The 25,976-nt window shown below is 59.9% G+C and carries 23 protein-coding genes; 4 read left to right on the forward strand and 19 right to left on the reverse strand.

All coding sequences use genetic code 11. From position 1 onward, the window contains the following. Positions 1–2: 2 nt before the first annotated feature. The 13 genes from BS630_RS03700 to BS630_RS03760 all read right to left on the reverse strand — a co-directional run bounded on the left by BS630_RS03700 (position 3) and on the right by BS630_RS03760 (position 16,174). On the reverse strand, positions 3–776 hold the full coding sequence (locus BS630_RS03700) for an SDR family NAD(P)-dependent oxidoreductase (RefSeq protein WP_077976325.1): 774 nt from the start codon (positions 774–776) through the stop codon (positions 3–5). A 10-nt stretch (positions 777–786) separates the two neighbouring features. Next, the gene (locus BS630_RS03705; RefSeq protein ID WP_077976326.1) at positions 787–2,121 is read right to left on the reverse strand and encodes a dihydroorotase; all 1,335 of its coding nucleotides are present in this window, start codon (positions 2,119–2,121) and stop codon (positions 787–789) included. A gap of 17 nt (positions 2,122–2,138) precedes the next feature. Next, positions 2,139–3,830, reverse strand: coding sequence for a thiamine pyrophosphate-requiring protein (locus BS630_RS03710; RefSeq protein ID WP_077976327.1), 1,692 nt, complete (start codon positions 3,828–3,830; stop codon positions 2,139–2,141). After that, positions 3,823–4,731 (reverse strand): allantoinase PuuE, encoded by a 909-nt coding sequence (locus BS630_RS03715; RefSeq protein ID WP_077976328.1) that lies wholly within the window; start codon positions 4,729–4,731, stop codon positions 3,823–3,825. The genes BS630_RS03710 and BS630_RS03715 overlap by 8 nt, the downstream gene beginning before the upstream one ends. Further along, positions 4,731–5,768: an NAD-dependent epimerase/dehydratase family protein gene (locus tag BS630_RS03720; RefSeq protein WP_077976329.1), complete on the reverse strand. Its 1,038-nt coding sequence runs from the start codon at positions 5,766–5,768 to the stop codon at positions 4,731–4,733. The genes BS630_RS03715 and BS630_RS03720 overlap by 1 nt, the downstream gene beginning before the upstream one ends. A 34-nt stretch (positions 5,769–5,802) precedes the next feature. Then, positions 5,803–6,564, reverse strand: a complete 762-nt coding sequence (locus BS630_RS03725) for an SDR family NAD(P)-dependent oxidoreductase (protein WP_077976330.1) — start codon at positions 6,562–6,564, stop codon at positions 5,803–5,805. Continuing rightward, complete coding sequence (gene hydA / locus BS630_RS03730) at positions 6,561–7,994, reverse strand: dihydropyrimidinase (RefSeq protein ID WP_077976331.1); 1,434 nt, start codon at positions 7,992–7,994, stop codon at positions 6,561–6,563. The genes BS630_RS03725 and hydA overlap by 4 nt, the downstream gene beginning before the upstream one ends. Continuing rightward, positions 7,991–9,250 carry an MFS transporter gene (locus BS630_RS03735; protein ID WP_077976332.1) on the reverse strand — a complete coding sequence of 420 codons (1,260 nt, stop codon included), beginning with the start codon at positions 9,248–9,250 and terminating at the stop codon, positions 7,991–7,993. The genes hydA and BS630_RS03735 overlap by 4 nt, the downstream gene beginning before the upstream one ends. Next, entirely contained in the window at positions 9,250–11,304 is a 2,055-nt protein-coding gene (locus BS630_RS03740; protein ID WP_245310383.1) for a dipeptide ABC transporter ATP-binding protein, read from the reverse strand. Before BS630_RS03740 ends, BS630_RS03735 begins: the two co-directional genes overlap by 1 nt. Positions 11,305–11,336: 32 nt before the next feature. After that, complete coding sequence (locus BS630_RS03745; protein WP_077976334.1) at positions 11,337–12,212, reverse strand: ABC transporter permease; 876 nt, start codon at positions 12,210–12,212, stop codon at positions 11,337–11,339. A 3-nt stretch (positions 12,213–12,215) separates the two neighbouring features. Continuing rightward, positions 12,216–13,229, reverse strand: a complete 1,014-nt coding sequence (locus BS630_RS03750) for an ABC transporter permease (protein ID WP_077976335.1) — start codon at positions 13,227–13,229, stop codon at positions 12,216–12,218. A 70-nt stretch (positions 13,230–13,299) separates the two neighbouring features. Then, positions 13,300–14,979: an ABC transporter substrate-binding protein gene (locus tag BS630_RS03755; protein WP_210283465.1), complete on the reverse strand. Its 1,680-nt coding sequence runs from the start codon at positions 14,977–14,979 to the stop codon at positions 13,300–13,302. A gap of 184 nt (positions 14,980–15,163) precedes the next feature. Continuing rightward, the gene (locus tag BS630_RS03760) at positions 15,164–16,174 is read right to left on the reverse strand and encodes a GlxA family transcriptional regulator (protein ID WP_077976337.1); all 1,011 of its coding nucleotides are present in this window, start codon (positions 16,172–16,174) and stop codon (positions 15,164–15,166) included. Between the two features lie 124 nt (positions 16,175–16,298). Here BS630_RS03760 and BS630_RS36275 point away from each other — a divergent pair, with 124 nt between their 5' ends. The 3 genes from BS630_RS36275 to BS630_RS03770 all read left to right on the forward strand — a co-directional run bounded on the left by BS630_RS36275 (position 16,299) and on the right by BS630_RS03770 (position 18,140). Further along, on the forward strand, positions 16,299–16,640 hold the full coding sequence (locus BS630_RS36275; RefSeq protein ID WP_143529387.1) for a hypothetical protein: 342 nt from the start codon (positions 16,299–16,301) through the stop codon (positions 16,638–16,640). A 97-nt stretch (positions 16,641–16,737) separates the two neighbouring features. Beyond that, positions 16,738–17,292, forward strand: a complete 555-nt coding sequence (locus BS630_RS03765; RefSeq protein ID WP_077976338.1) for a DUF2087 domain-containing protein — start codon at positions 16,738–16,740, stop codon at positions 17,290–17,292. Positions 17,293–17,345: 53 nt separating this feature from the next. Then, positions 17,346–18,140, forward strand: a complete 795-nt coding sequence (locus BS630_RS03770; RefSeq protein WP_077976339.1) for an alpha/beta fold hydrolase — start codon at positions 17,346–17,348, stop codon at positions 18,138–18,140. 66 nt (positions 18,141–18,206) lie between these two features. Here the strand turns inward: BS630_RS03770 and BS630_RS03775 are convergent, their stop codons facing one another. The 5 genes from BS630_RS03775 to BS630_RS03795 form a co-directional block, all read right to left on the reverse strand. Then, a complete protein-coding gene (locus BS630_RS03775) occupies positions 18,207–19,304 on the reverse strand; it encodes an ABC transporter ATP-binding protein (RefSeq protein ID WP_077976340.1) in 1,098 nt (365 codons plus the stop codon). Between the two features lie 9 nt (positions 19,305–19,313). Continuing rightward, positions 19,314–20,165: a carbohydrate ABC transporter permease gene (locus BS630_RS03780; RefSeq protein WP_376774670.1), complete on the reverse strand. Its 852-nt coding sequence runs from the start codon at positions 20,163–20,165 to the stop codon at positions 19,314–19,316. After that, positions 20,162–21,079 carry a carbohydrate ABC transporter permease gene (locus tag BS630_RS03785; protein WP_077976342.1) on the reverse strand — a complete coding sequence of 306 codons (918 nt, stop codon included), beginning with the start codon at positions 21,077–21,079 and terminating at the stop codon, positions 20,162–20,164. Before BS630_RS03785 ends, BS630_RS03780 begins: the two co-directional genes overlap by 4 nt. A 60-nt stretch (positions 21,080–21,139) precedes the next feature. Further along, positions 21,140–22,378, reverse strand: a complete 1,239-nt coding sequence (locus BS630_RS03790) for an ABC transporter substrate-binding protein (protein ID WP_077976343.1) — start codon at positions 22,376–22,378, stop codon at positions 21,140–21,142. 107 nt (positions 22,379–22,485) lie between these two features. Next, a complete protein-coding gene (locus BS630_RS03795; RefSeq protein ID WP_077976344.1) occupies positions 22,486–23,181 on the reverse strand; it encodes a GntR family transcriptional regulator in 696 nt (231 codons plus the stop codon). Between the two features lie 60 nt (positions 23,182–23,241). On the opposite strand from BS630_RS03795, the gene BS630_RS03800 reads away from it, so the two are divergent. After that, entirely contained in the window at positions 23,242–24,390 is a 1,149-nt protein-coding gene (locus BS630_RS03800; RefSeq protein ID WP_077976345.1) for a mandelate racemase/muconate lactonizing enzyme family protein, read from the forward strand. Positions 24,391–24,518: 128 nt separating this feature from the next. Here BS630_RS03800 and BS630_RS03805 read toward each other — a convergent pair whose 3' ends face one another. Then, positions 24,519–25,973, reverse strand: coding sequence for an efflux transporter outer membrane subunit (locus BS630_RS03805; RefSeq protein WP_077976346.1), 1,455 nt, complete (start codon positions 25,971–25,973; stop codon positions 24,519–24,521). Positions 25,974–25,976 lie beyond the last annotated feature (3 nt).

The following is a 25,976-nucleotide window of genomic DNA, read 5'->3' on the forward strand; positions in this document are numbered from 1 at the left end:
CATCAGCCCGCCATCCAGCCGCCATCGACCATCAGGTTAACGCCGGTCATGTAGCTCGCCATGTCGCTGGCGAGGAAAAGCGCAGCACTCGCGACATCGTGTGGCTCGCCGAGCCGCGGCCAAGGGGTGCGACGGCGCGAATAATCGAGAGCGTCGGGATCGTTGGCGACACCCGGTTTGCCGGTGACGATCTTGCCGGGGGCGATCGCATTGCAAACGATACCTGTCGCAGCATGGTCGACGGCAATTTGCCGGGTCATTTGCACGACTGCACCCTTGCTGACGCCGTATGGGAAATCACCAGGGCAAGCGACCATGCCGTGCTGCGATGAAATGTTGATGATGCGGCCACGCGTTTCTCCGGCCGGCTCCTGCGCCAGAAATTGCTGCGCGGCTCGCTTGCAGCAATAAAAGAAGCCCGTGACATTGACTGCCATCACCCTGTCCCATTGTTGGGGCGAGGTTTCGAGGAGATTGGTCGAGGTGTAGATCGCGGCATTGTTGACCATGATGTCGAGCCGACCGAACTCTTTCACCGCTTGTGAGACCAGCGCATCGACGTCAGCCCAGTTGGAGATGTCGGTCCTTACGAACATGCCCCTCCCGCCTGCCGCAACGATGCAGGAAAGCGTCGTTTCACCCCCCTCGATCGGAGCCTCCAAGACGTCGGCGATCACGACGGTCGCGCCCTCTTCGACGTAGCGAAGCGCGATCGCACGGCCGAGGCCGGAGCTCGCGCCGGTGACAATGGCAATTTTCTGATCGAGCAAAGGCATCGGCGTTCCTTTATGTAGCCCCGCGGACGACCTGGCCGCGACTGGGAGTAATGAGCGTTCCGTCTTTGACGATGCGTGCGCCGCGCAGGAAGACGTCGGTCAACCGGCCGGCCGTGCGCCTGCCGTGATAGGGTGAATAGGCGGCACGGGAGGCCTGCTCGGTATTGGTGATGACAACCGATCCGTCCATATCGACAATTAGAATGTCGGCATCTCTGCCGACGGCAATGGAGCCTTTCGAACGTCCAAGTCCGAAGCGATGGGCGGGATTGTAGGCGCAGATCCGCACGAGATCCGGAAGCCCTAATACCTCCTCCGCCACAAGGTCCAGCATCACCGAGAGCAATGTCTGAAGACCCGGCATCCCCCCGGGAATATCTGCGAAAGATCCATAGACTGCCGACTTTTCGGCCGGGCTGTGCGGCGCATGATCCGTCGCCATGATTGTAATCAGGCCCTCAGAGACCGCCAGGCGCAAGGCCGCGACATCGTCGCGGCCGCGAAACGGAGGCGATCCCTTCAGCCGGGCACCTTCCGTCTCGTAGTCTTCGGATGTGAAGAACAGGTTCTGCGGTGTCGTTTCGACGGTGACATCAGCCATGCTCTGAAGACGGCGCCAGGTCTCGACGCCGAGCCTCGAATTGATTTGACGCACATGCACGCGCGCTCCGGTCTCAGCCGCCGCCAGTACGGCGCGTGCGATACCGCCGGCCTCGGCGAGCGGCGGTCTGCTGGCCAGAAATGCCGGAACGCCAACACTGCGCTCCCGCACGCCGGCTCCCTCGAGGATCGACTGGTCGCCGGGGGAAACACCTATCACCGCGCCGGTACCCACCAGCCGGCGCAGCATCTCAGTGACTGCGTCCAGACTATCGAACCGATAGTCGACAGGCACGTCGGCGGTGAACAGTTCAAGAGACACCGGCGAGAGGGCGAGCAGGTCATCCAACCTGTCGCAGTTTTTCGAAACCACGGCCTGAAAGCCGACATCGACATTCAGCCGCCCGGCGGCACTCGCCATCTTGGCCGACAATTGCTGGGCTGTCGCCGTCCAGGGATCGTCCGTCGGCATATCGAGGATGGTCGTCACGCCGCCGAGCGCCGCTGCGTGTGTGCCGCTTTCGAAATCCTCCTTCTGCGTCATTCCCGGTTCGCGCAGATGAACATGCGCATCGACCAGGCCGGGCAGCACCTTTTTGCCGCTCGCATTGATGAAGCCGCGTGCCATGGCGGGCTCGCCAGGCGCAAGGAGGGCCGCGACGCGTCCGTCGAGAATGCCGATATCCGCAGGAAGTTGACCGCTTGCGTTGACGACCATGCCGCCGGTGATCAGCGTGTCGAACATAGTCGCCTCCGCCTCCCCTACCATAGACCCGCGAGCCGCGGCTCTTCGTGCGTGACGACCTCGACAAGGGCCGCCTGCCCGGCCTTGACCTTGTCGAGGGCACGTAGCAACGCGGGGCGCAGCATTTCCGGGTCCGCGACGCATTCCGCGTAACCACCGAGAGCTTCCGCGATCGGTGCGTAACTGCCTGTTACCCGATTCGCGCCGTACTTCGTGGTGGCGATCGGCATACTTTTCGCGTAGCCGCCGAGCACGTTGTTGCGCAGCACGATGGTCAAGACAGGCAGATTGCAGCGGACCGCGGTTTCGAAGTCGATGCCGACCATTCCGAACGCGGACTCTCCCATCAGATTGACGACGGTCGCATCGGGGCGAGCAAGCCTGGCCCCCATCGCAAAGCCTAGGCCGCTTCCGAGTTGGGTGGTCTTTCCCCAACCGATGTAGCCGCCGGGTGTGCTTGCCACATAAAATGGGCAGAACTGGTCGCGCGGATTGCCGGCGTCGTGTGTGACGATCGAGGTCTTCGGATCGATCGCCTGCATGATCTCCCAGACGACACGGTAAGGTGAGATCGGCGTGCTGTCCGATGTCAGGAGCGGCATCCATTTTTCCATGAAAGCCGCGCGAACGGCAGCGATCTCCGCCGCCGGCTGCTGACGTTCGCCGAGAGGCAGGTGATCGCGACGGATGAGTGCGATCATCTGTTTCAGGACCGAGGCGGCGTCTGCGACCACACCCTGGGCAATCGCATAGTCCTTGCCGAGATCCGCATCGTCGAGCGTGACATGGAGGATGGTTTTATCTTCGGGAACCGGCAGGATGTAGTAAGAGCGCGTCAGGCTGCTGCCGAGCGCGAACACCACGTCGGCCTTTGCTAGAAAATGGTCGACGGTCGCGGGTCGGGCACGCCCGGCTGTTCCGAGAGCAAGCGGATGGTCTTCCGGAAAAGCGCTCTTGCCGTTCGGTGTCGTCATGACGGGAATGTTCAAGAGTTCGGCAAGCTCGATCAGTTCCGGCGTCGCCGAGGCTGACAGCACTCCCTGCCCCGCGAGAATGACTGGATTTTTGGCGGCCAGCAGGCTTTCGGCCAGATCGACCACCTCACGATCACCGGCCTGCGGTACGCTGCGGCGCGGTCGGCGATGATCCGCCGGCAGAGCATCAAGCCTCTCGGCCAGCAGATCGACAGGCAATTCGAGCAGGACCGGCGCCGGCGGCCCATTCCTGACACGCGATATCGCCGCATGCATGAGCTTGGGCAGATCATTGACCTGCATTGCCGCCTCACACCATTTGGTAATGTGCCGAAAGTTGCGGCGAGATTCGAAATTCGGGGCGATGGCTTCTGATCCGCGCGGGTAGCCGGTCGGCAGGAACAGCATCGGTACGCGGTCGTTGAAAGCCTGGGCAATGCCGGCAAATGCACTTTCGGCTCCCGGGCCATATTGCACAGTGACAACGGCAAGCTCCCTGCCGGCCGTCGCCCGGGCATAGCCCTCTGCGATATTGACGGCGACACGCTGCGTCCGCGCAATCAGCGGCGGAATGTCGAGCGCCGCTGAGGCATCGAAAAGCTCGCTTGCTGGGAAGCCAATGATCTGCTTGACGCCTTCCTCCTTCAGGACCCCGGCAATATATTCGGCGCCGCTCATAGTTTTCGCCTCGGCGGGCAAATGGCCGTCCGGCAGTGCATGCGTGCCGTCAGCCATGATGATCGATCCAGTAACGGGCGATATCTTCGCGCCGCATGAAGGCTGCACCTGGGCTCTTCTTGACGTGCTCGATCACGTCACGCAGCCCCGAGGCGCGATTAGGCTGGCCCATCCAGCGGGCATGCACGCCGATCGTCAGCATACGCCCGCCTGTCTCGTCGGCTTCGCCGATCATGTAGTCGATCGCCGATCGGCAATCCTCGGCAAAATCGCGCGGATTGCTGTAGCCGGGCGCGATCAGATAGCGGCTGTCGTTCAGCGTCTTCGAATAGGGCACGACGAGAAGCTTCGTACCCTCGTGATCGAGGAAATACGGAAGATCGTCGTTGCAGGGGTCCGAATAATAGAGGAAGCCGCCTTCCCTGACGATCAGGTCACGGGTGTTGACGCTTGGAAAGGATCGGCAATTCCAACCCATCGGCCTTGTGCCGGTCAATTTCTCATAAAGGGCCAGTGCTTCGTGAAGCTGCCGCTCCTCCTCATCGCGCGGCATGCCGGAATATTCGCTCCAGCGCAGCCCGTGGCCGAGCAGATCGTGGCCGCGGGCACTCATCCAATCGACGACAGCCGGGTTCTTCTCCAGCGCAACGGCGCAGGCCGAGATCGTTACCGGAATATCGTAACGGTCGAACATGCGAGCCAGGCGCCAGATGCCGGCGCGACTGCCGTATTCGAAATGGGTCTCGGTGCCGAGGTCGCGCAGCGGCGGGCTGTTGGGAATATTGTACTCGCCCCAATTATCGTTTCGTCCGTCCTCGAGCCAGGAATACTCCGCGCCCTCCTCGTAGTTCAGCACGAGGTTGATCGCCAGCTTGACCCCACCTGGCCAGGAGATGACCGGGGGGTTCGGGCCATAGCCGACAAAATCGCGCAATTGATCTTTTGCACCAGCGCTCATCACTTTCCCTCGCTCTGATTTTCGTTCTCGACCATCCAATCCATGTAGTCGTGGAACGACTGCCTGGCGCTGCGTGGCTGCCAGCCCGTGTCTCGCGTGATCCGGGCGATGTCGTAGGCTCCCCACATGCCGTCCTTCAGTGAAATGTCCTGGATGACGTTGGCGGTTTCCGCAGGGCTCACTTCGACCTGAAGGGAAGGCGCGCGCTCCTTTGCCCAGCCGATGATGTCGCCGATGGTCGAAGTCCCGCCACTGCCGATATTGTAGTGCCGATAACGGAGGCGCTCTGCGAGAAGCAGCGCAATGATTGCGCCGGCCACATCCGTGGAAGTGACATAGTCGCCAACAGGTTCCAGGCTATTCGGTCGCACGGTCTCCCCTGCAAGCGCCATATGGGCGACGCGGTTCGGAACATGCCGGAAATTACGGCTGCCGGTGACCCGATCCATCGGCCCATAAACCGATGCAAGCCGGACGGAGGCCGCCGACAGGCCGAAAAGATCAGCGTAGCGGTTGACCACCATCTCCGCTGCAAATTTGGAGATGCCATAGAGTGTCAGCGGTGCAACATAGCCGTCTTCGGGAAGCGGTTCGCCCGTCCAGTCCGGCCCGTGATGACGGTAGACCGAGCCCGAACTGACGAAGACGAGGCGTTGAAAGCCCGGACGCTTTCTCAGCCATTCGAGAATGTGCACGGTGCCCATGAAATTGACATCGACGATCCTGGCGGGATCTTCGGCTTCGGGTTGGCGCTTTGCCTCGGCGGCACTGCCGCGCGAGATGGGGGTGACGGTGGCGCCGTGGACCACGTAGCGGATATCGTGGTCGTCGAGTGTCGCTTCCCATTGGGCGGGCTCGCAAATGTCGGCCGTGATCACGGTCAGTCGATCGCGGACCGGTGCAAAATAGCGCTCCGCCATCGCATCAAGGCCGGCGCGATCGAGAATGACGACACGCGCCTTGGCATCGCGTTCGAGCCATTCCCGTGCAAGGACGCTCATGACGAAGCCGGTTCCCCCGGTGACAAGAAGGGTCATTTCAAATCCATCCAAAAGATCTTCAACGCAGGTATCAGCGGGTAACGTAGCCGCCGTCGGCCAGGAGGTCGGTTCCGGTGACGAACGATGCATCCGACGACAAGAGGAAGGCGGCGGCGGCAGCGATTTCATCAGGCTTGGCGATACGGCCGAGCAAATGCGCAGGCCCGAGCCCGGCATTGGCCGCCTCGAGGTCCGGCCACCGCTGCAGCAATCTCGGCGTCGCCACGGCACCAGGCGACAGGCTGTTGACGCGGATACCATCGCCGGCGTGATCGACCGCCATGGCCCTGGCGAGATGCACGAGCCCGGCCTTTGCCGCGCAATAGGCGACGGCCTTGGCGGTCGCCACATGCGCGAACTGCGATGCGATGAAGACGACGGATCCGCCGCCGCCTTCGATCATCGCCGGAAGCGCATGCTTGCCGACTAGAAAGGCACCCGTCAGGATGACATCAATTTCCAGTCGCCATTGCTTTTCAGCAAGATCGATGACCGTGCCGTCCATCGAAGGTGCCGCGGCATTGTGCACAAGACCGTCGAGTCGACCGAAATGTCTGGTACCGGTCCCAACCGCGCGACCGACCGAAATATTGTCGGTCACATCGCACTGGATGCCGAAAGCACGGGGGCCAAGGGATTGCGCGAGCGCCAAGACGCCCTCCGGCGATTGATCCGCACAGATCACCGAAGCGCTTTCATCGATGCAGCGGCGCGCAATTGCCGCGCCGATACCGCTCGCAGCGCCCGTCAGAAAGACCACCTTGCCGTCAAGACGTGACATCGATGCGGTCATGATGCGAGGACCTTCGAAAGACCTTGCTGCGGTGGGAATGGTCGCTGTCGGGCGATGAACTGGCCGCGCCCGGGCTCGGCCATGATTCTTCCGTCGTCCCAGACGATATCGCCCCGCGAGATCGTCATGATGGGCCAGCCCTTGACGACCTGTCCTTCATAAGGCGTGTAGTCAGTCGCGTGATGCAGGAGCGAATTGGTGATCGTCATGCTGCGATCCGGATCCCAGATCGCGATATCGGCGTCTGCGCCTACGGCAATCCTGCCCTTGCGCGGATGAAGACCGAACAGCCGCGCCGGGGCGCCGGCGGTCAGGTCAGCGAATTTCTGCAGCGAGATCAGGCCGCCGTTCACGCCAGCAGAAAAGAGCAAGGCGAGCCGTGTCTCGATACCGGGAATACCGTTAGGAATACGGTGGAACGGTGTCCCCGGCCCGCCCGCTATCTTATCCGCATAGTGCCACGGCGAATGGTCCGAAGAAAAAACCTCCAGCGTGCCGTCCAGGATACCGGCCCAGATTGCCGGCTGGTTCGACTTGTCGCGTGGCGGCGGCGTGCAGACGCATTTGGAGCCTGAGAGATCATGGGTGTCGATATCTTCGGCCGAAAGGAAAAGATATTGGGGGCAGGTTTCGGCGTAGATCGGAAGCCCCCGCGCCTTGGCGCGGCGGATTTCTTCGACGGCGCCGCCCGCAGCGACATGGCTGACGAGAATCGGCGTCTCGATCAGCTCCGAAAGGCTGATCGCCCGGAAGGTCGCTTCACGGTCGCCGATCGCGGAATGCGCCTTTTCGTGATAGCGCAGCTCAGTCTTGCGCGAGGCGATGAACTTTTCGGTCAACCAGCGAATGCAGGCATCGTTTTCCGCGTGAACCATGACCATCGCGCCTTGAGCACGCGCAAGGTCGAGCACATTCAACACCTCATAATCGTCGAGCTTCAGCCCGTCATAGGTGAGGTAGATCTTGATCGAGGTGCAGCCCTCGGCAATCAGCTGAGGGATCTCGCCGCGCAACACTTCGGCTGATGGATCGCCGACGATCAGGTGAAAACCATAGTCGATACGCGCTTTCGAACGGGCGCGCTCGTGATAATCCTCGACGATGTCGCGTAGCGACTGGCCACGCATCTGCATGGCGAAAGGCACGACAGTTGTCGTGCCGCCGCACATCGCCGACAGCGTGCCGGTGTTGAAATCGTCCGCTGTCGCCTTCCCGTCCCAGGGCTGCTGATCCATGTGGCAATGGCTATCGACGCCGCCGGGCAGCACGATACGCCCCTCAGCCACGACTTCATGTTTCCCCTCGGGCAGATCCGGCCCGAGCGCCGCAATCGCGCCGTCGCGAACGCCGATATCGATCTGCCTAGTCGCATCCGGCAGTACCACACGGCCACGACGGATCACGAGGTCATAAGGCTTGGCGGGCGTCATTCGCTTCCTCCCGAAACAAGGCAAGATTTGGTGGCGCCGATCGGACGGCGAAAGAGATTGAAGCAGGCAGCGACAGCAACCAGGAACGCGCCGCTCCCGAGCAGAAGGAAGAGTGCCTGCGGTGCAAACAGCTCCATCAGCTGGGCGGCGAGCCCAGGTGTCATGATGTTGCCGATCGAATAAAGGAGCAGCAGGCTACCCGATGCCGAGACCATATGGCGGCTATCGAGCTGTGAGTTAGCGTAAGCGATACCGACCGGATAAATCGTCAGCGCAATTGCGCCATAGGCGAAAAACAGACCGTAGAGAAGCATCTGCGGATAGCTTCCGGGCCAGGCGATTCCTGCGCACAGTCCTGCTCCCGCCAATCCCTGAACGAGAAGTAGAACGCGCCGGTCCATACGATCCGACAACCATCCGACCGGCGCCTGAGCGAGCATGCCGCCCAGGCTGAAAGCGGTTACCAGTGTCACCGCCACCGCCGCGTCGAGGTGCACCCGCTCCGCATAGATCGGCGTCATCGTATAGACATTCATATTCGTCATGCCCGCTTGAAAGACGCAGACGACAGCCACCGGTGCGAGAGCGACGAGCCGCCAGATGCCATAGCGATGCCCGGAGTGGGCGTTGCCGGCCTCGACCGCTACTGCCAGCGGCAGGCGCAAGGTGGGCCAGGGTCCACCGATAAAGCGGGCGTAGATCAGTCCAAGAAGGATGACGCCGAGCACGATCTGAAAGAGATGGGGAGAGTCCGCTCCGGCCGCTTCGACAAGCAATTGCGCAAACAGGGTCGCCAGCGACGTCATCAGCATATAGAGCGAGAAATAAGCTCCGCGGTTCTTCTGGTCAGCGTAGAGATTGATCCAGCTTTCGGACACGACGAACAGCGTTGCGATGGAAAAACCGTTTATCAGACGCAGGCAGAACCAGACCGGAGCGGCTTGCGTCAGCATGTAGCCGCAGGCGCCGAAAGCAGCGAGCAATGCGACGGCCAGGAAAGTCCGTTCATGTCCCAAGCGGACAACCATGACACGAGCTGAGAGGCAGCCGGCAAGGAAGCCTACGGGAAACGCCGTCAGCAACAACTGGACGATGTGGGGATCGATTGCGGGGTCACTAAGGTGCAGAGAAACCGTGGTCGTCAGAAGAGAATTGCCAGTCGCGACGATGCAGATGCTCGCCATGACATGCAGGATTGCACGAAGCCCTGCGGCTTTCCGCCAGAAGTCACCAATCCGATCGGGATCGCGCATCATTATGCCTTTTCGGCGAAAGCAAGGACGGAAGGCCGGGCGGCCAGCTCTGCCTGATCGATGTGGCAGAGAATCTCGTGCGTATCGGACATCTTGCGCAGTGGGGGCGGAGCGGTGTCGCAGATGCTGCCGAGCTTGCGATGGCACCGCGTCGCAAAACGGCAGCCGGCGGGTACGTTGACCGCGCTCGGTGTTTCGCCGGACAGGCGAATACGCTCGCGCGGCGCTTCATCCGGGTGCGGGCTGCGGATCGCCGAGAGAAGTGCTTCGGTATAGGGATGCGCACCCTCACCGAAGACTTCCTCGACGGTCCCCTGCTCCATGATCTTGCCGAGATACATGACCACAACCTTGTCTGCCACGTGACGAACCAGCGCCAGGTCGTGGCTGATGAACAGCATCGTGGCATGCTTTTCCCGTTGAATATCGAGAAGAAGCGTCACGACCGCGGCCTGCACCGAAACGTCGAGTGCCGAGACAGGTTCGTCAGCGACGATGAGCGAAGGTTCGGCCGCAAAGGCGCGTGCGATGGCGATACGCTGCTTCTGACCGCCGGACAGCTGGTTCGGCTTTCTGTCCGCGACGGCTGGAGATAGACGCACCATTTCCAGGAGCTCGCGGACGCGCTGTTCGATCTCCGCCTTTCCCTTGCGGATACCGAATTTCTTGATCGAACGACGAATGGAAAAAGCGGCCGAATGCGAGGGATTGAGCGTACTATCCGGATTTTGAAAGATCATCTGGATCTGTTGCAACAGCGCGCGTGGACGTTCGCTGGCCTGCAGTTCGGCGATGTTCTCGCCAGCCATGCGGATTTCGCCCGACGTCGCCTTGTCGAGACCCGTCACGATGCGCGCCAGCGTGGATTTTCCGCAGCCCGACTCGCCGACCAGCGCCACGATCTCGGCTGTTGCCGCTTCGAAACTGATCGCTTCGTTTGCCTTGACGGTCTTCCGGCGGCCGACGGGGTAGAGACGGTTCACATCAGACAATGTTATCGCCGTCGATCTTGCAATCATCTGTATCTCGACCGGAGCAACCGTCGCTTCTCCTGCCGAAATTTCGGGCCAGCGGACGCAGCGCACCAGATGCTCTTCCGCCGCCGGCTCCAGAGCAAGGTCCGGACGGTCGCAGAGGCCGGAGACAAATCTCGAACAGCGCGGCCCGAACAGACAGCCCTGCGGCCGTTCCTGCGGCAGCGGGATCGAGCCCGGGATGGCAGCGAGCGTGCGGCTGCGCTTATCGCCGGTAATGTCGGGAATGCAATCGATAAGGCCGCGCGTATACGGATGTTTCGGCCGGCGGAATACTTCTGATGTCGTTCCCTCTTCTACCATCTGGCCGGAATACATGATGCCGAGACGATCGCAGCTTTCCGCGATCAAACCGAGATTGTGCGAGATGAACAGCAGGCTGGTCGAATAGCGTTGGCGCAATTCGGCGATCAGATCGATGACCGCAGCCTCGACAGTCACATCGAGGCCGGTTGTCGGTTCATCGAGCAGCAACAGCGACGGTTTGGCAAGCAATGCCATGGCGATGACCACGCGCTGTTGCTGCCCACCGGAGAGCTGATGCGGATATCGCTTCATCATGTCACCAGGGTCCGGCAAGCGGACGTCGGCAAGCATCGCTTCCGCCATGGCCATCGCGTCTTTCTTGCTGGCGCCCATGTGAAGCAGGGGGACTTCGGCAAGCTGCGCACCGATCGTCTTCACCGGATTGAGCGCACTCATCGGATCCTGGTAGACCATCGCAATCTGCCGCCCGCGGATGGAACGCAGTTCCTTGGGGGAGGCATCGACCAGTTGCTTGCCGTTGAAGCGGATGCTGCCGCCGGCAACAACGCCGGTCGCGCCGAGATAACCCATGATCGCCATGGCCGTCGTGCTCTTGCCGCAGCCCGATTCACCGACGAGGCCGTAGCTTTCGCCGGGCATGACCTTGAACGAGAGATCGGGGATCGCAACCACCGTTTCGCTCCTGCCGCGAAACTCGATGCGCAGGTTCCGAATGTCGAGAACGGGTTCGCGATCGGTCATTGGCGTGATGGACATGGCCGCTCCTTGAAGACTGGACGCGATGATGTTCATGGTTTCCATGCCTCCCGCATGCCGTCGGCGAGCAGGTTGAAGCCGAGGACCAGGCTGACGAGCGCGGCAGACGGGATAAGCGACATGTGTGGCCAGACGTTCAGTACAGTGACACTTTCCTTGACCATGCCACCCCAGTCCGGGTTCGGTGGCGGCAAACCGAGGCCGAGGAAACCGAGGATGCCGATGGTGATGATCGTGTAGCCGATGCGCAGACAGGCATCGACGATCAGCAGGCTGCGGCAGTTCGGCAGCAGTTCGACGATCATGATGTAGAGCGTGCTTTCCGCACGCAGCTTTGCTGCCGCGACATATTCCTGCTGCTTCAGACCCAGCACCAGGCCGCGCGTTATGCGACCGATGCCCGGCGCCGAGGCGATCATCGTCGCGATGACGATGTTCAGGACCGACGGTCCGATATTGGCGATCAGGATGACGTAGATAACGAGAACCGGAAAGGCCAGGATGATGTCCGAGAAGCGGCTGATCACCACGTCGACCCAGCCGCCATAATAGCCTGCAATCATCCCCATCGTGACGCCGACGATCATGGCAACCGCCACCGACAGCGGCGCAACGGAGAGCACGGTGCGGGCGCCGAAGATCAACCGCGACAGCATATCACGACCGAGAATATCGGTTCCCAGCCAGTGGGCAGCGGAAGGATAGGGGTTGCTCATCGCCATGACATCGGAATCCGTCGGCGACGGTAGCGGCAGGACGGGCGCAAGAAGGGCTGCAAGTACCCAGAAGAGAACAAGGCACAGCCCGACGACGGCCGTGCGCGAATGAAAGATGCGCATCCAGTTGGGCCTTGCAGCACGCTTTGGCGGTGCGGCGATCACTCCACTGATATTGCCTCGAACAGCCATGATTTACCTCACCCGGATGCGCGGATCGAGCAGCATGTAGCCAAGGTCGCCAAGCAGCTGCGTGACAACGGCGATGGCGACGGTGATCAATGTAGCGGCCTCGAGCGTTGCGATATCGCCGAACAGACTTGCATCGAGGATCAGGCGGCCGAAGCCCGGATAGGCAAAGACGAGCTCGGTGACGACGACGCCGCTGATCAGGAAGTTAATTTGCAGCAGGAGCACGGTGAACGGCGCGATCATCGCATTCCGCAACGCGTGGCCGAGAACCATGCGGCGCGTGCTCATGCCCTTCAGGATTGCGGTGCGGATATAGGGCCGCTCCATGACGCCGATCATCGAGACCCGGATCATGCGGGCCACATAGCCGAAGTCATAGATGACGAGCACCGCGACGGGCAGGACGAACTGATACGGCACAGCCCAGCCGCCATCGCTGTTGAGCGGACTGGTGCCTGGCAGGATCGGCCAGAGGATCACGAAAAGCGTCACCAGGAAGACGCCTGACGCGAACTCCGGAATAGACGTGAAGGTGATACAGATGACCGATAGCGTCCGGTCGAGCACGCCACCCTCTTTCAACCCCGACAGGATGCCGAAAACGATCGACAGCGGGACGATCAGCAAGAACGCCAGCCCGGCGAGGATCGAGGTATTGCCGAGACGATCCCAGATGACATCGTTGACGGGCAGCTTGTTCAGGGTGGAGTAGCCGAAGTTGCCGAAGTACTGGGCGCCGCGCGGATCCTTGAAGTTTAACCCGGTGGTCGGATCCTGAAGCGGATCGGGAATTGCGCCGACGAGCACACCGAGCCAGCGGCCGTAGCGTACCAGCAGCGGATCATTGGCCTTCAGTTTCTGCGACAGCAGGTCCACCTGCTGCTGGGTAGCGAAAGGACCGAGCGATTTGCGCGCCACGCTGCCGGGAGTGAACTCGCAGACGGCGAAGACGAGAAACGAAGCACAGAGCATCGTCACGACCATCATCGCCAAGCGCTTGAGGAAGAAATTCGCCATAGCCGGAGGAATCCGAATGTCCGAGCCCAGCACCCGACCGCGCGAACGCGGCCAGGCGCCAGCCGGGAGGTTACGCCGAGATCGCGTATTGATGCGCGAAGATGTATTGAGAAGGATGGAGCTCGAAGCCCTTGACCTTCTTGTCCATGACGGTCGAGAAGACGCGCCAGAAGGGCTGAACGATCGGCCCGTCATCCTGCATGATCGCCTCGATCTTCGCCATGACCTTGCTGCGTTCCTTCGGATCGAGGATGCCCTCGGCTTCGGTCAGCAGCTTGTCGAAATCCGCGTTGGAATAATTGGACTCGTTCCAGGCGGCATTCGAACGATAGGCAAGCGACAATGTCATGATTGCCAGCGGCCGGTGGCCCCAGGCAGTCAGGCTGAACGGCGCGGTGGTCCAGACTTCCCAATATTGGGCGCTGGGCAGGGACTTGATGTTGATCTTGACGCCGATGTCCTTGAACTGCTCGGCAAGGACCTGCGCCGTGTTCAGTTCCCAGATCGGATCGGGACGCGTGACCATGTCGAATTCGAAACCATCCGGATAGCCGGCGTCGGCCAAAAGCTTCTTCGCTTTCTCGATGTCGCGGGGGTATTTCGGCAACGCCGCATATTCGGGATGCGAGGGCGCGACGTGATGATCTTCGGCAGGAATACCGGCACCGAGAAGTGCCGTCTGAATGACCTTATCGCGGTCGATCGCATAACGCATCGCCTGGCGCACGCGTTTGTCCTTGAACTGGTCGATATCGGGATGCATGCGGGCGACGACCGTCTGGGTCGTCTCGACCTGATAAACGGCGACATGCGGGAAATTTTTCATCGCATTGATCTGAACGGCATCGGCTTCCGACAGGCCATCGACCTGCTTGGAGGCCATGGCCGCGATACCTGCACCTGGGTTGTCGCCGAGGTCGACATATTCGAACGTGTCGAGATAGGGGCCAGTGCCCCAATAGTCGGTGCGGGCTTTGTACTTGGCACCCTTGCCGACGACATATTCGGTGATAACGAAGGGACCCGTGCCGTTCGCATCCGCACCGAAGGCGCCATTTTCTTCCGGATCGATGATGAACATCGGGTAGTGATAGAGGTGCTCGGGCACGGCAATTTGCGGCGAGGAGCAGTTGAGGCGGACAGTGTGATCGTCGACCTTCTCGATGGCGTTGTCGGCCCAGAGCTTGCTCGACTTCTTGGGATTGCCCTTCTCGTCCTTTTCGCCGGTTTCGTATTCCTGCATGAGATAGCCGGTGAAGAGCCCGAGCATCGACGAGCCGATGGCTGGATCGCAGACGCGCTTCAGGTTCCAGATCACATCGTCGGCCGTCAGCGGCCTGCCCTTGCGCCACTTGACGTCCTTGCGCACGTGCAGGGTCCACGTCTTCAGGTCGTCGCTGACTTCCCATTTTTCCAGTAGATAAGGATGGGTAATGTTGTTGCGATCGGTGAGGGTCAGATATTCGCAGACTTGGCGGATGACGTTCGACTTTTCGGCAAAGTCGGCGAGATGCGGATCCTTGATTTCCATGCAACGCATGCCGATGCGCAGGTTTCCGCCCTTCGGCATCTCGTCGGCCCGGGCGGCGTCGCCCAGCATCGGAACGCCGGCCAAAGAATATGCGGCTGCGGCCGAAACACCAAGAAGCGTCGCTTTTCGCAGAAATTCTCGGCGGCCGATCGAGCCGCTCGACATCTGTTCAACCAGAGTCGGGATATAGGAATGCTGAGACTTGTCCACGGTAGTCATCTCCTAGTTAGCGCTTTAACTGTTCCGAATTTTTGTTGGTCGGACCGGCCGGGAAGACACTCGCCCCAGGCTCGGTCGCAGCGGACTTTTGTCCGTCACCCATCCGTCTTCGTTCAAGTTAAAACGGGATGGACCTCCGCGACATGCGGTGATCCGACATCTTCTCTGCGCGACTCGACATAGTTCATGACAATGGCTCCTCTCGTCGTTGCTCTGCCTTTCGAGTCGCGGCAGGGTTCTCGCGAAACCGCGTGCGGTATGAGCGGCCGAAATGCGAAGCCGACTGATAACCGCAGATTTCGGCGATCTCACCGATCGCCAACTCCGTGTAGATCAGCAGTTCTTTCGCGCGTGTCATGCGAAGCTCTATGTAGAAATTGCTAGGACTCTTGCCGAGATTGGCGTGAAACAGCCGCTCGAGCTGCCGAAGCGAAAGCGCCACGCTGCTGGCGAGATCGGAAATTTCGACCGGATCGCCGAGGCTGGCTTCCATCCGACGAACCACAAAGGCGAGCTTGGCGTTCCGGATGCCGAAACGATCTTCGGGCGACATCCTCTGAACGTCGTCCTGGCGCCGTATCCGCGCGTGGTTGAACTGGTCCGAAATGAGCGCTGCCAACTCCCGACCCTCCACGGCCGAGATGAGGTAAAGCATCATGTCCAATGTGACCGTTCCGCCCGACGAGGTCAGAAAACGTCCGTCGATCGCGAAAATGTCGTCGGTGGCGAGACAGTTCGGAAACTCGCTGCGAAAGCTTGCAAGCGCCTCCCAATGAACGGCACATCGTCGCCCTTCCAACAATCGCGCCTTTGCCAGGAAGAAGACGGCAGTGCTGACTGCTCCAAGCACGCACCCCTCCGAATGGATGCGCCTCAACCATGCAAAGACATTGGCATCATAGGCATCGGCATAATTGATGCCTGCGCAGAGGATGACGATATCGCAGCGCGGCGCCCTGCTGATTGCCGCATCTGCATCGAAGCCCAGTCCGCTGCTGGACTTCACATGGCCGCCATCCGCCGACAGGATGAGCCACTCAAAGGCCTTTCGCTTGGCTAGACGATTGCCCTGCCGCAACGAGTCGAGCGCTGCCGCAAAGGTCATCAGAGGGAAGTCCGGCACCAGGAAGAAGCCTATCCGGATCGGTCGATGCCCCTGTGCCAATTGCTTAAGCGTATAGGTCTGATCCGTCATGGGGCGAACTCCAAACATCCCATTTGCCCCGCATTTGGCGGTCTGCAGCAGCGGCGGACTCGAGCAGCAATCAAACACAAACCCCGACCACTAAGCGTCGCCGCACGGTCTGCCGGATGTCGCCTTGTTCCTCGCCAGCGATGAAGCAACGCACATCACTCGACACAATATGCTGTCGATGGGGGTGGATGGTTGTGTGACACATCCCATCACGATTTGCTACAAAAGTATTGAGACCAATCATAATGCCTGCCAACTGTGTGGATTCAAAGGTCATCGCCAGATACGAACCGACGCCACTTCTTTTGACCAGCGGGCATTCGGACGCGAGCGCTGGTTAATGTTTCTGTCTGAAAGACAAAAATCCGAGGAACGACTGAGACTTGAACGACCGGAAATCCGATGGTATCAAGCCGTCAAGGGTCCGCAGTTCACCCAGGCATCGCCGTTCTCCGGAACACGCTAAACCTGCTTGATATCGAGATATGGACACCCATCCCGTGCCATGTCGGAAGGGCGATCACCGATGATCCGTCAGGAGCGGCGCGACAGAAGGATAGGTCATGTCCAGAACTCTCATTCCGCTCCAGGTAAGCGACACCTCCACATTCGCGAAAGCGCTCCGCGCGCAACTCGTCGCGCATCAGGGGTTACCTTCCCACCTCCAAATGCTCAACATGGTCGCGAAAGCGGCGGGGCATGGAAACATGCAGGCCCTGCGCGCCAGGGCAGAGCTAAACTCGGCTATCATACGGGTCGATGAAGAAGACATTATTTCCAAACGCCCCGAAGCAGTGGACGAGAAGCACATCGAGCGGGTTGTCCGTTGTTTCGACGACAGCCGAAGCCTGCTGCGCTGGCCCTCCAGACGATCCGATCAGATACTGGTCCTTTGGATCCTATGGTCGCAGATGCCAGCATCTGTCGCAATGTCCGAACGCGATGTGAGCGGGCTGCTTCAGGAAAAGCACCTGTTCGGGGATCACGCACTTCTCAGACGTGAACTCTACGAACTCGGCCTGGTGACACGGACCCGCGATGGCAGCGTTTATCGCCGCGTCGAACAGCCGGTCGCGATGAACCTAGCCTCGGCGCTCCGTCGTCTCGCTTCGCGCTAAAAATCAAGAACCCACCTTAAAGAGCGGCCGGTCAATCCCGGCTGTCATCAGAAATGCAAGCAGTTCAAACTGGCAAATTCCTCGACCGCATTCCGTTCGCTAAGGTCGGCGACGGACCAGACCCCATCCTCATTATCAACGGTGGGCAAGGCTTCATGATGCGGCCGGAAACCGCGCGCCTCGCAAACGATGCCAATCGAATGGCCCGGATTATGCCCGATGGACAGCACTTCATCCTCTTGGGCTACAACCCGTTTCCTGACGAACTGTCCGTTCATTGCATCGCAGACGATGTCGCGGCCATCATCAAGACGCAGCTCGGCGGCAGATGCCGTCTTGTTGGTGTTTCATATGGCGCTGTGGTGGCGTCGAATGTTGCGGCGCGGTTCCCCGACCGCGTCGCGAAACTCGCTCTTGTCGCGGGCGCTCCAGCCTTCTCGTCACACGGGAGACTTCTGATAGCCCAACAGGCTGACCTTGCGCGTAAGGGCGAGTTGGTGCAGTTGCTGGCGCAGTTTAACTCTGTCTTCCGTCGGCCTTGGTTCAACCTCCTGTTGAGCCTCCGCATCCGGCTCACGTGGGCGAAGATTAGAGCCAAGCTCTCGTCGCCCGACACAATATGCCGCTACCTCAACGCCATGCTGGATTATGATGCCACCGGACTAAGTTTCGACGGCATTGAAATGCTCGTCGTCGGAGGCAGCAGGGATCAGTTCTTCGGCGAGACCATTCGCTCGTGCAAGGCGCGATACCCGCACGCCTGCGTCGTGATTCTCGAACGGGAGACGCATATGGCTCCGGTGGAGCGCCCTAGCGATGTCAAAGCCGCCATTACGTCATTCATATGATGGCGGCATTATCCGCTTCGGGTGCGGTGTCCGTGCCTTGCATCTCACGGACTCGCGGCCCGATATTCATAGGCGCTGAGGATTAACCCCCATTTCTATTCGATCCTGAGTTTCAGCATCGAACAGGTTGATGCTCTGCGCATCGATGCTGAAGCGAACCTGATCGCATCTGCGACCCTGGAAGCGCGCTTCAGCTCTTGCGACGATCGCGTGGCCGCCAACCAAAGCGGTGACCATCGTGTCCGGACCCGTTGGTTCCACGACGTCTATCACTCCGTGGATCGCGGCATCATCCCTCTCGACAACCTTAAGCTCTTCCGGTCTCACCCCAAGGACACAGTCCCGGGACCCGGCTGCGCTATCTGGTATACTGACAGGCACGATCACCCCACCGCTCTCAAACCGGGAGCCTCCGTCGTCCGAGATCAATTTGCCCCTGATGAAGTTCATCGCCGGAGATCCGATAAAGCCGGCGACGAACATGTTCGCAGGTCGTTCGTAGATCGTCCTGGGATCGGCAAGCTGCTGGACATAGCCGCCTTTCATCACGGCGACTTTGGTCGCCAGTGTCATCGCCTCGATCTGATCGTGAGTCACGTAGACGATGGTCGTGCCGAGGCGTTCGTGCAGCCTTTTTATCTCGGTCCTCATCTCGACGCGCAGCTTCGCGTCGAGATTTGAGAGCGGCTCGTCGAAGAGGAACAGATCCGGGCTGCGGACAATCGCCCGCCCCATGGCAACGCGTTGCCTCTGGCCGCCGGAGAGGTTGGCTGGAAGCCGATCGAGAAGGTGGCTGATCTGCAGCATTTCGGCCGCCTTTTGCACCTCCGCCCTGCGTTGTTGCTCCGGAACACCTCTCATCTCAAGGCCAAAGCCGATGTTTCGCTCAACCGACATTGTCGGATAGAGCGCGTAAGACTGGAACACCATGGCGATGTTACGATCCTTCGGTGGGAGGGCCGTGACCGATCGATCCCCGATCGCAATATCACCGGACGACGGCTCGTCCAGTCCCGCAATGATATTGAGCAAGGTCGACTTGCCGCATCCTGACGGTCCAAGGAGAACGAGAAAGCCACCATCCTCGAGGTCGACGTCTATTCCGTGCAGCACCTTGAGTGCGCCATATGACTTTTGAATATCCCTGATGGACAAGCTCGACATGATCGTCTCCTAACCCTTGACGGCGCCTGCGGTGAGGCCCTGAACCATCGCGCGTTGGACGATCGCAAACAGAATGACGACTGGCAGAATGCTCAGTATGCCGCCCGCAGCAAGAACGCCCCATGGCAACTGAAACTCGCCGACCATCAGTTGCAGACCGACCGGCCAGGTCCTCGATCCCTGTCCGGTCGTCAGCATCAGCGCGAAAATGAACTCGTTCCAGGCGGCGATGGCGATAAACACCGAGCTTGCGACAAGACCGTTGCGCGCGAGCGGCAAGACGATGCGCACCATGGCACCCAGTCTTGTGGACCCATCGATACGGGCAGCACTTTCCAGCTCCTTGGGGGCCGCGTCGAAGAAGCCTTTGAGCATCCAGACGAACAGCGGCAGCAGGAAGCTGGTATAGGCAAGCGCCAAGCCGAAGCGGCTGTCGACGAGGCCAACGGTCCGCATCATCACAAAGAGCGGAATGATCACCATGACGGCCGGGAACATCCGCACCAGGAGGTAGCTGAGCATCAGTCGGTCGCGGCCCTTGAACGATAGCCGCGAGAATGCATAGGCTGCAAGCGTACCGGTCAGGACGCAGATTGCCACCGTAATCGTCGTCACCACCAGACTGTTTGTGATCAGCACCGGAAAATTCGACTGCGTCCAGATTGCGCGGTAGTTCTGAAAGGTGATCGTGCGCGGAATGTACTGCATCTGCGACGTCACGATGTCGGCTTCGTTTTTCAAAGACGTCAAAAACATCCAGACGATGGGTCCGAGGCAGAACATCGTCATCGTCAAGAGTACAGCATAGGTCAGTATGTCGGCCATGAGGCGGCGACCGCGACTGGTTTTGAACATTGTCATTCTCTCGAGACCCGCGTGAACCTGATGTAGAGGGTTGCAAACACCATCAGGATGACGAACATCACGACCGAGAGTGCCCCGGCATACCCGAAGTTGAATTCGCGATAGGCGGTTTGGAAGGCGTAGAGCGACAGCACCTGTGTGGCGTTGCCTGGCCCCCCGCCTGTCAGGACAAGCAGCAAATCGGGTGAGTTCACCAGGCTGATCACGCGCAGGATAACGGCCGCGGTTATCACCGTTCTCAGCATCGGCACGGTGATCAGCTGGAACTGCCGAACCGGCCCTGCGCCGTCGACTGCAGCGGCTTTGTAAAGATCCTCAGGGATGCCTTTGAGACCGGCCAGAAACAGCAGCGCGAAGAATGGAAACCCATGCCATGCCTCGACAAGAATAGTCGCGGCCAAGGCTGTGGCCGGATCGGCGAACCATGCCTTGTAGGTGCTCAACACGCCGCTGCGCACCAGCAGATCGTTGATGACGCCCAGACGAGGGTCGAGCAGGAGCGCCCACATGTGTCCTGCGACAACGTTCGGCAAGAAGTAGGGAAGCAGGATCAATACACCAAATAGCTTCGTGCCTGGAACATTGCGGTTCAGCGCGACTGCGGCGATAAAGCCAAGCGTCACCTCGATTGCGATGGCTGCGGCCACCCAGATCGCAGTGTTCTTCAACGATATCCAAAACACGCGGTCCGACATCATCGCGACGTAGTGCTTTGCGCCGACCCAGCCGTTGAGACCCGGTCGGGTGAGACGCATCTCACGAACGCTGATGACGAAGCCATAAAGGGTCGGATAGGCTACCACCAGCAAAAGCAGGATCAGGCTCGGAAACAGCAGGAAATAAACCCAGTAGCGCGTTTCGGACAGGTCGCCGAGGCGGGTAAGTGGGCCACGGTGCAAGGCTGGCTTCATGTTTTCACGGCGGCTTGCCGTCCTCTTGGGACGCGACGACTTCTCGTCGCATCGGCTTCACTACCGAAGAGCGGCTTCAAGACCCTCGATCATACGGTCGACGGCCTGCTCAGGGGTGAGTTGACCTGTCAGAACGGATTGGAACGTTGGATTGACGACATTTTCGGACCAGCCCGCAGCGCCGACGAAACTGTTCGGCAGACGACCGAAGTCAAGCGTCTGCGAAGCGGCCTGATAGATTGGATTGGACTTGATCCGATCATCTTCAAGAGCTGCCGTTGATGCCGGGAAATAGCCTGTCGCTTCCAAAAGGGTAATGGCCGCGTCCTTTTCTCCCCAGAAGCTGATCCACTCCCAGGCTGCATCGATATTGTCGTCCTTCATGATGCCGTTGCCGGCATAGGCAACACGCGCGATATGTGCCTTCGGTCCCGCAGGCATCGGAGCCGTGGCGAACTGCTCTCCCGGCTTCAGGGCGGCCGAGATTTCGATCAGCGATCCGGTATGGTGCCAGATCATCGCTGTCTGGCCGGTTCGGAAACCTTCCATGATCTGCCGATAGCTATCGTTCGGCGCACTTGGAGGAACGACTTTCTCTTTCAGGAACAGACTTGAATAGAAGGTGATCGCCTCCACCGCAGCAGCCTTGTCGATGGCCGCTTGGCCGTCCTTCACAATTGGCGAGCCAAAGGCCTCCATGACGTCGATGACGTATTTGAACGCCCCCGCCCCCCCGCGCATTCCGAAAGCGTAGCGCCCCTTTGCCGGGTCGGTCAGCTTCCTGCAAGCAGCGACAAATTCATCGAAAGTCTTTGGTGGGCCTGAAAGGCCTGCTTCGTCGAAATAGTCTTTGCGGTAGTACATCCAGTCGACGAAAGCATAGGCCGGGACCGCGTAGATCGCGCCGTCCTGAGACATGCCAGTCCATCGGTTCTCCGGCAGATTGGCTTTTCCCTTCCATCCTTTCACCCGCTCGGTGATGTCGACCAAAGCGCCCATCGCCGTCAGATCGGCAAAGCGTTCCGCAATGACCATTCCGGTGTCCGGCCGGCCGCCGGCCACAACAGCCGACGAAACCTTGGCCATATATTCCGAATTCGGAATGCTCTCTTGTGTGACCGTGATGCCTGGATGGGATTTTCCAAACAGCTCGATGATTTTCACCAGGCCGGCCATTTCCGACTGGCTGGTGAAGTGATGCCAATAGTTGATCGCTGCGGCAGCACTTGCGGAGCGGACACCACTGGCAAGCGCTAGCGCTGCTGTGGCAACAAGGAATTCGCGTTTGGTGATCTGCATCTCTTCATCCTCCCAGATATCAGAATGGCGATCTGATCGATCAGATGGAGATAGCAGCCTTTTGGATGTACGGCAACTCCAGAGTTGAACCGAACGATAGCTTGGGATCAAGCCAAGCCGAGATTGCGGTTTATCGCTGCCTGGAAATGGGCTTGAAGCGCCTTCTCGGCCGCGTCGGCGTTTCTGGAAGAGCATGCCTCAAGAATTTCCAGGTGCTCCTTCAATGTTCGAATAAGCATGGGAGGCGTCACCCTTCGCTCCAATCGCAGCAAACGCAGATAGTTGTGCATGCGCCGATATGCGGTGTCGATGAGTGGATTGCGCAAGGCGGCGATGATTTGACCGTGAAGATCGAGCTCGAGAAGGTCCATTTCCGCAATATGGTCAGGCGTTAGACCATCCTTCTCAAGCTTTCGCAAAAGCCTGGAATGCCGGACTTCCAAGCTGTTCATCAAGTCCTCGCCAGCTTCCTCGGCAAACACGCGAATGGCTGAGCGTTCAACGATCGCGCGGAATTGGTACGTCGAGCGCGTTAGCTCAAGGCCAGGCCTGACGAATTGGATGCCGGAGCGAGGATGGATTGTCAGAATGCCTTCGGCTTCGAGCATGCGCAACGCATCGCGAAGCGGCGCAACGGGCACGCTGACAATCTCGGACAGTTCGCTCTGGGAGATAAATGCGCCAACAGGGACCCTTCGTTCAAACAGGCTTTCGAGGATGCGATCATAAGCGAGATCGCTGAGCCGGGGGGCAGCGATCTCCGGTACAGTTGCCTTCGCTTTGCGCACTTGCGATTTCTTCATCCGTCCGATAATACCTCTGATAGATCAGTTATCAATATAAAGCGATCAGAGAGCACGTTCATGCCCCTATCCGGATTTCGTATAACCCGATTTCAATTTGCCCGCGACAGGGTAATCGGTGACAGTCAGGTCCGTGCAGATGACGTCAACGTCGCCGCTCTCGAACTTATCGGCGAAACGGGAAACGTTGGGCTCGGCTTTATTCAAACGCTTTTTCACCCCCTGCCGGATCAAGCAGAGATCGAGGCCGTGTTCAAGCATGAAGCATGGCCCGCGATCGCGGGGCAAGAAGCGATCGGGCTGGTCCACCGCGTCAGCCGCCCGCGAGGTGGTAATCAGCGGGCTTTCTCGCTGCCGTTTCACGAGGCTCTTCAGGTCGCATTGTGGGACCTGGCGGCCAAGGAAGTCGGATTGCCTTTGCATAAGCTGCTAGGAAGCCGCCGTGACCGGGTCCGGGCCTATGCCAGCGGTCTAGACTTTCATCTGAGCGACGAGGCATTCCGCGCGCTGTTCTCGCACGCCGCCTCCCTCGGCTACCAAGCATTCAAGATCAAGGTCGGTCATCCCGACTTCCAGCGGGACATGCGCCGGCTCGACCTGCTCAAAGAGGTTGTTCCCGCCGGATCGCAGATTATGATCGACCCGAATGAAGCCTGGAATTCCAAGGAGGCGCTCGTCAAATTGACGGCGATCCGCGATGCGGGCCATGACCTGCTATGGGTAGAGGATCCTATTCTTCGCCATGACTTCGAAGGGCTGCGGACACTCCGTCACGCCGTAAACTGGACGCAGATCAACAGCGGCGAATATCTCGATGCCAGTGGAAAGCGTCTCCTCATGGAGAACTTCGGAACCGATCTGCTCAACGTTCATGGCCAGGTCACGGACGTCATGCGCATCGGATGGCTGGCTGCCGAGCTTGGCATTCCTGTGAGCTTGGGAAATACCTTTCTGGAAGTGGGCGTTCACATGGCCGCCGCACTTCCGGAAGTCGAGTGGCTCGAATACTCATTCCAGAATTTTGATCACCTTGTGGAGCAGCCGATCTTAATCCGCGATGGATTCGCCTATGCTCCCGGTCGTCCAGGCCATGGTCTCGTTCTTAGCGAAGTTGCTCGTGAGCAGTGGTCGCGCCCGAAGCGACTGGATAGGGCGCAACTTGGTGAACCACCTGAAAATTCACGCCTTCCTTGTTTAAATGGAACATGATGCGCAAGATCGCTGGACCGTGCGATGCGGTAGTGCCTCCTGGCAAAGTTCTGACCTGTGGCGAGCCGTCGGCCGCGCACGATTTGCGAGGGCATCGCACCGGGGCCTCGCCAGCCGTGGGCGATCAATCAGCCTGACTTCGCCGCTCGTTCGGAGGCGACAGGCACTTGCTCCGTGAGATAGCCGGCACCGATGGCGACGTAGAGATCCACATAGTCCTTGGCGACCTGTTGCACGGTGGCCGCAAGGCTTTCCTGGGCATCGGAGACCGACCGCTGCGCCTCCAGGACATCCAGCAATGACGAGGCGCCATCCTTGTAGCTCGTGGTCGAAAGCGCAAGCGACTCCTGTGCCGTCTGCACCTGTCTGCGCAACGGTTCGAGCGTCTGCGTGTCGCGGCGAACGGCCGACAGTGCGTTTTCCACCTCTTCGACCCCGTTCAGCACCGCCTCTTTCCAGGCGAGGTACTGGGTGTTGGCATCGGATTTTTCGATATCGACATTCGCACGCAATTTGCCGCCATCAAAGATCGGCAGGTTGAGCGTCGGTCCGAAGGACCAGCTGGTTAAGGTTCCGCCGCTGGCACCGGATGATTTGACCCAGCTCGGCGAGATCGAACCGGAGAGCGAGATCGATGGATAGAGCTGTGCTTCGGCAGCACCGATATCGGCAACGGCCGCCGCCAGCTCGCGTTCAGCCTTGCGGATATCGGGACGGTTGCGGATGAGGTCGGCCGGAATGCCGGCCCGAATGTCGCCGCGGAAAACCGGCTGGCCGGCGCTTTTCTGCAGTTCGCCCATCAGCGAGGCCGCCGGCATCCCGAGCAGCGTGGCAATGTGATGGGCCGATTCGGCAAAACTCTGTTCTAGGCCAGGAATGTCGGACTTTGTCGACTGTACCAGGCCCTCTGCCTGAACGACGTCAAGGCGGGAGGCCCCACCTGCCTTGAGCTGCAGCTGCGTGAGTTCGTAGGTCTGTTGGCGGGATTTCAAATTCGCCCGCGAAAGCGCGATGCGCTGCTGGTAATAGCGAGCGTCGATGTAGCTCTCGACCAGGTCTTTCAGGAAGGTGAGCTTTGCATTGTCGGCCGTTGCATAGGCGGCCTCAAGCGAAGCAATCGCACTCTCCTTGGAGCGGCGGTACTGGCCGAAGAAGTCGAGCAGCCAGGAAAGGCTGGCCTCGCTGCCTGTCGTGTTGGTCGTGCCGATGGTCGTACGCTCAGAACCCTTCTCACCGGACACGGTGTGCGATGCGCCGACATCGAGGCTCGGCAGGCCACCAGCCCCGGCGACCGTTACGTTGGCGGAAGCCGAGTTGATGCTCTCGATAGCCTGCAGCACATCAAGGTTCTCGCTGAGGCCATGAGCCACCAGGCCGTCGAGCTGATTGTCACGATAGGCCGTCCACCAATGCGCCGCCACGACGTCGCCGTTGCTCTTGGTCCCGCCCTCTTGGAATTTGGCAGGAAGCGGTATCTCGGGGGGAACGTGATCCGGGCCGCTGACGCAGCCTGCCAGCAGAAGCGTGACCGCCGATGCGGCGTAGCGGAGCAATGATATTTTCGTGCTGAGCGACGGACTCACTGG

The sequence above is a fragment of the Rhizobium laguerreae genome, from assembly GCF_002008165.1.
GTDB lineage: Bacteria > Pseudomonadota > Alphaproteobacteria > Rhizobiales > Rhizobiaceae > Rhizobium > Rhizobium laguerreae.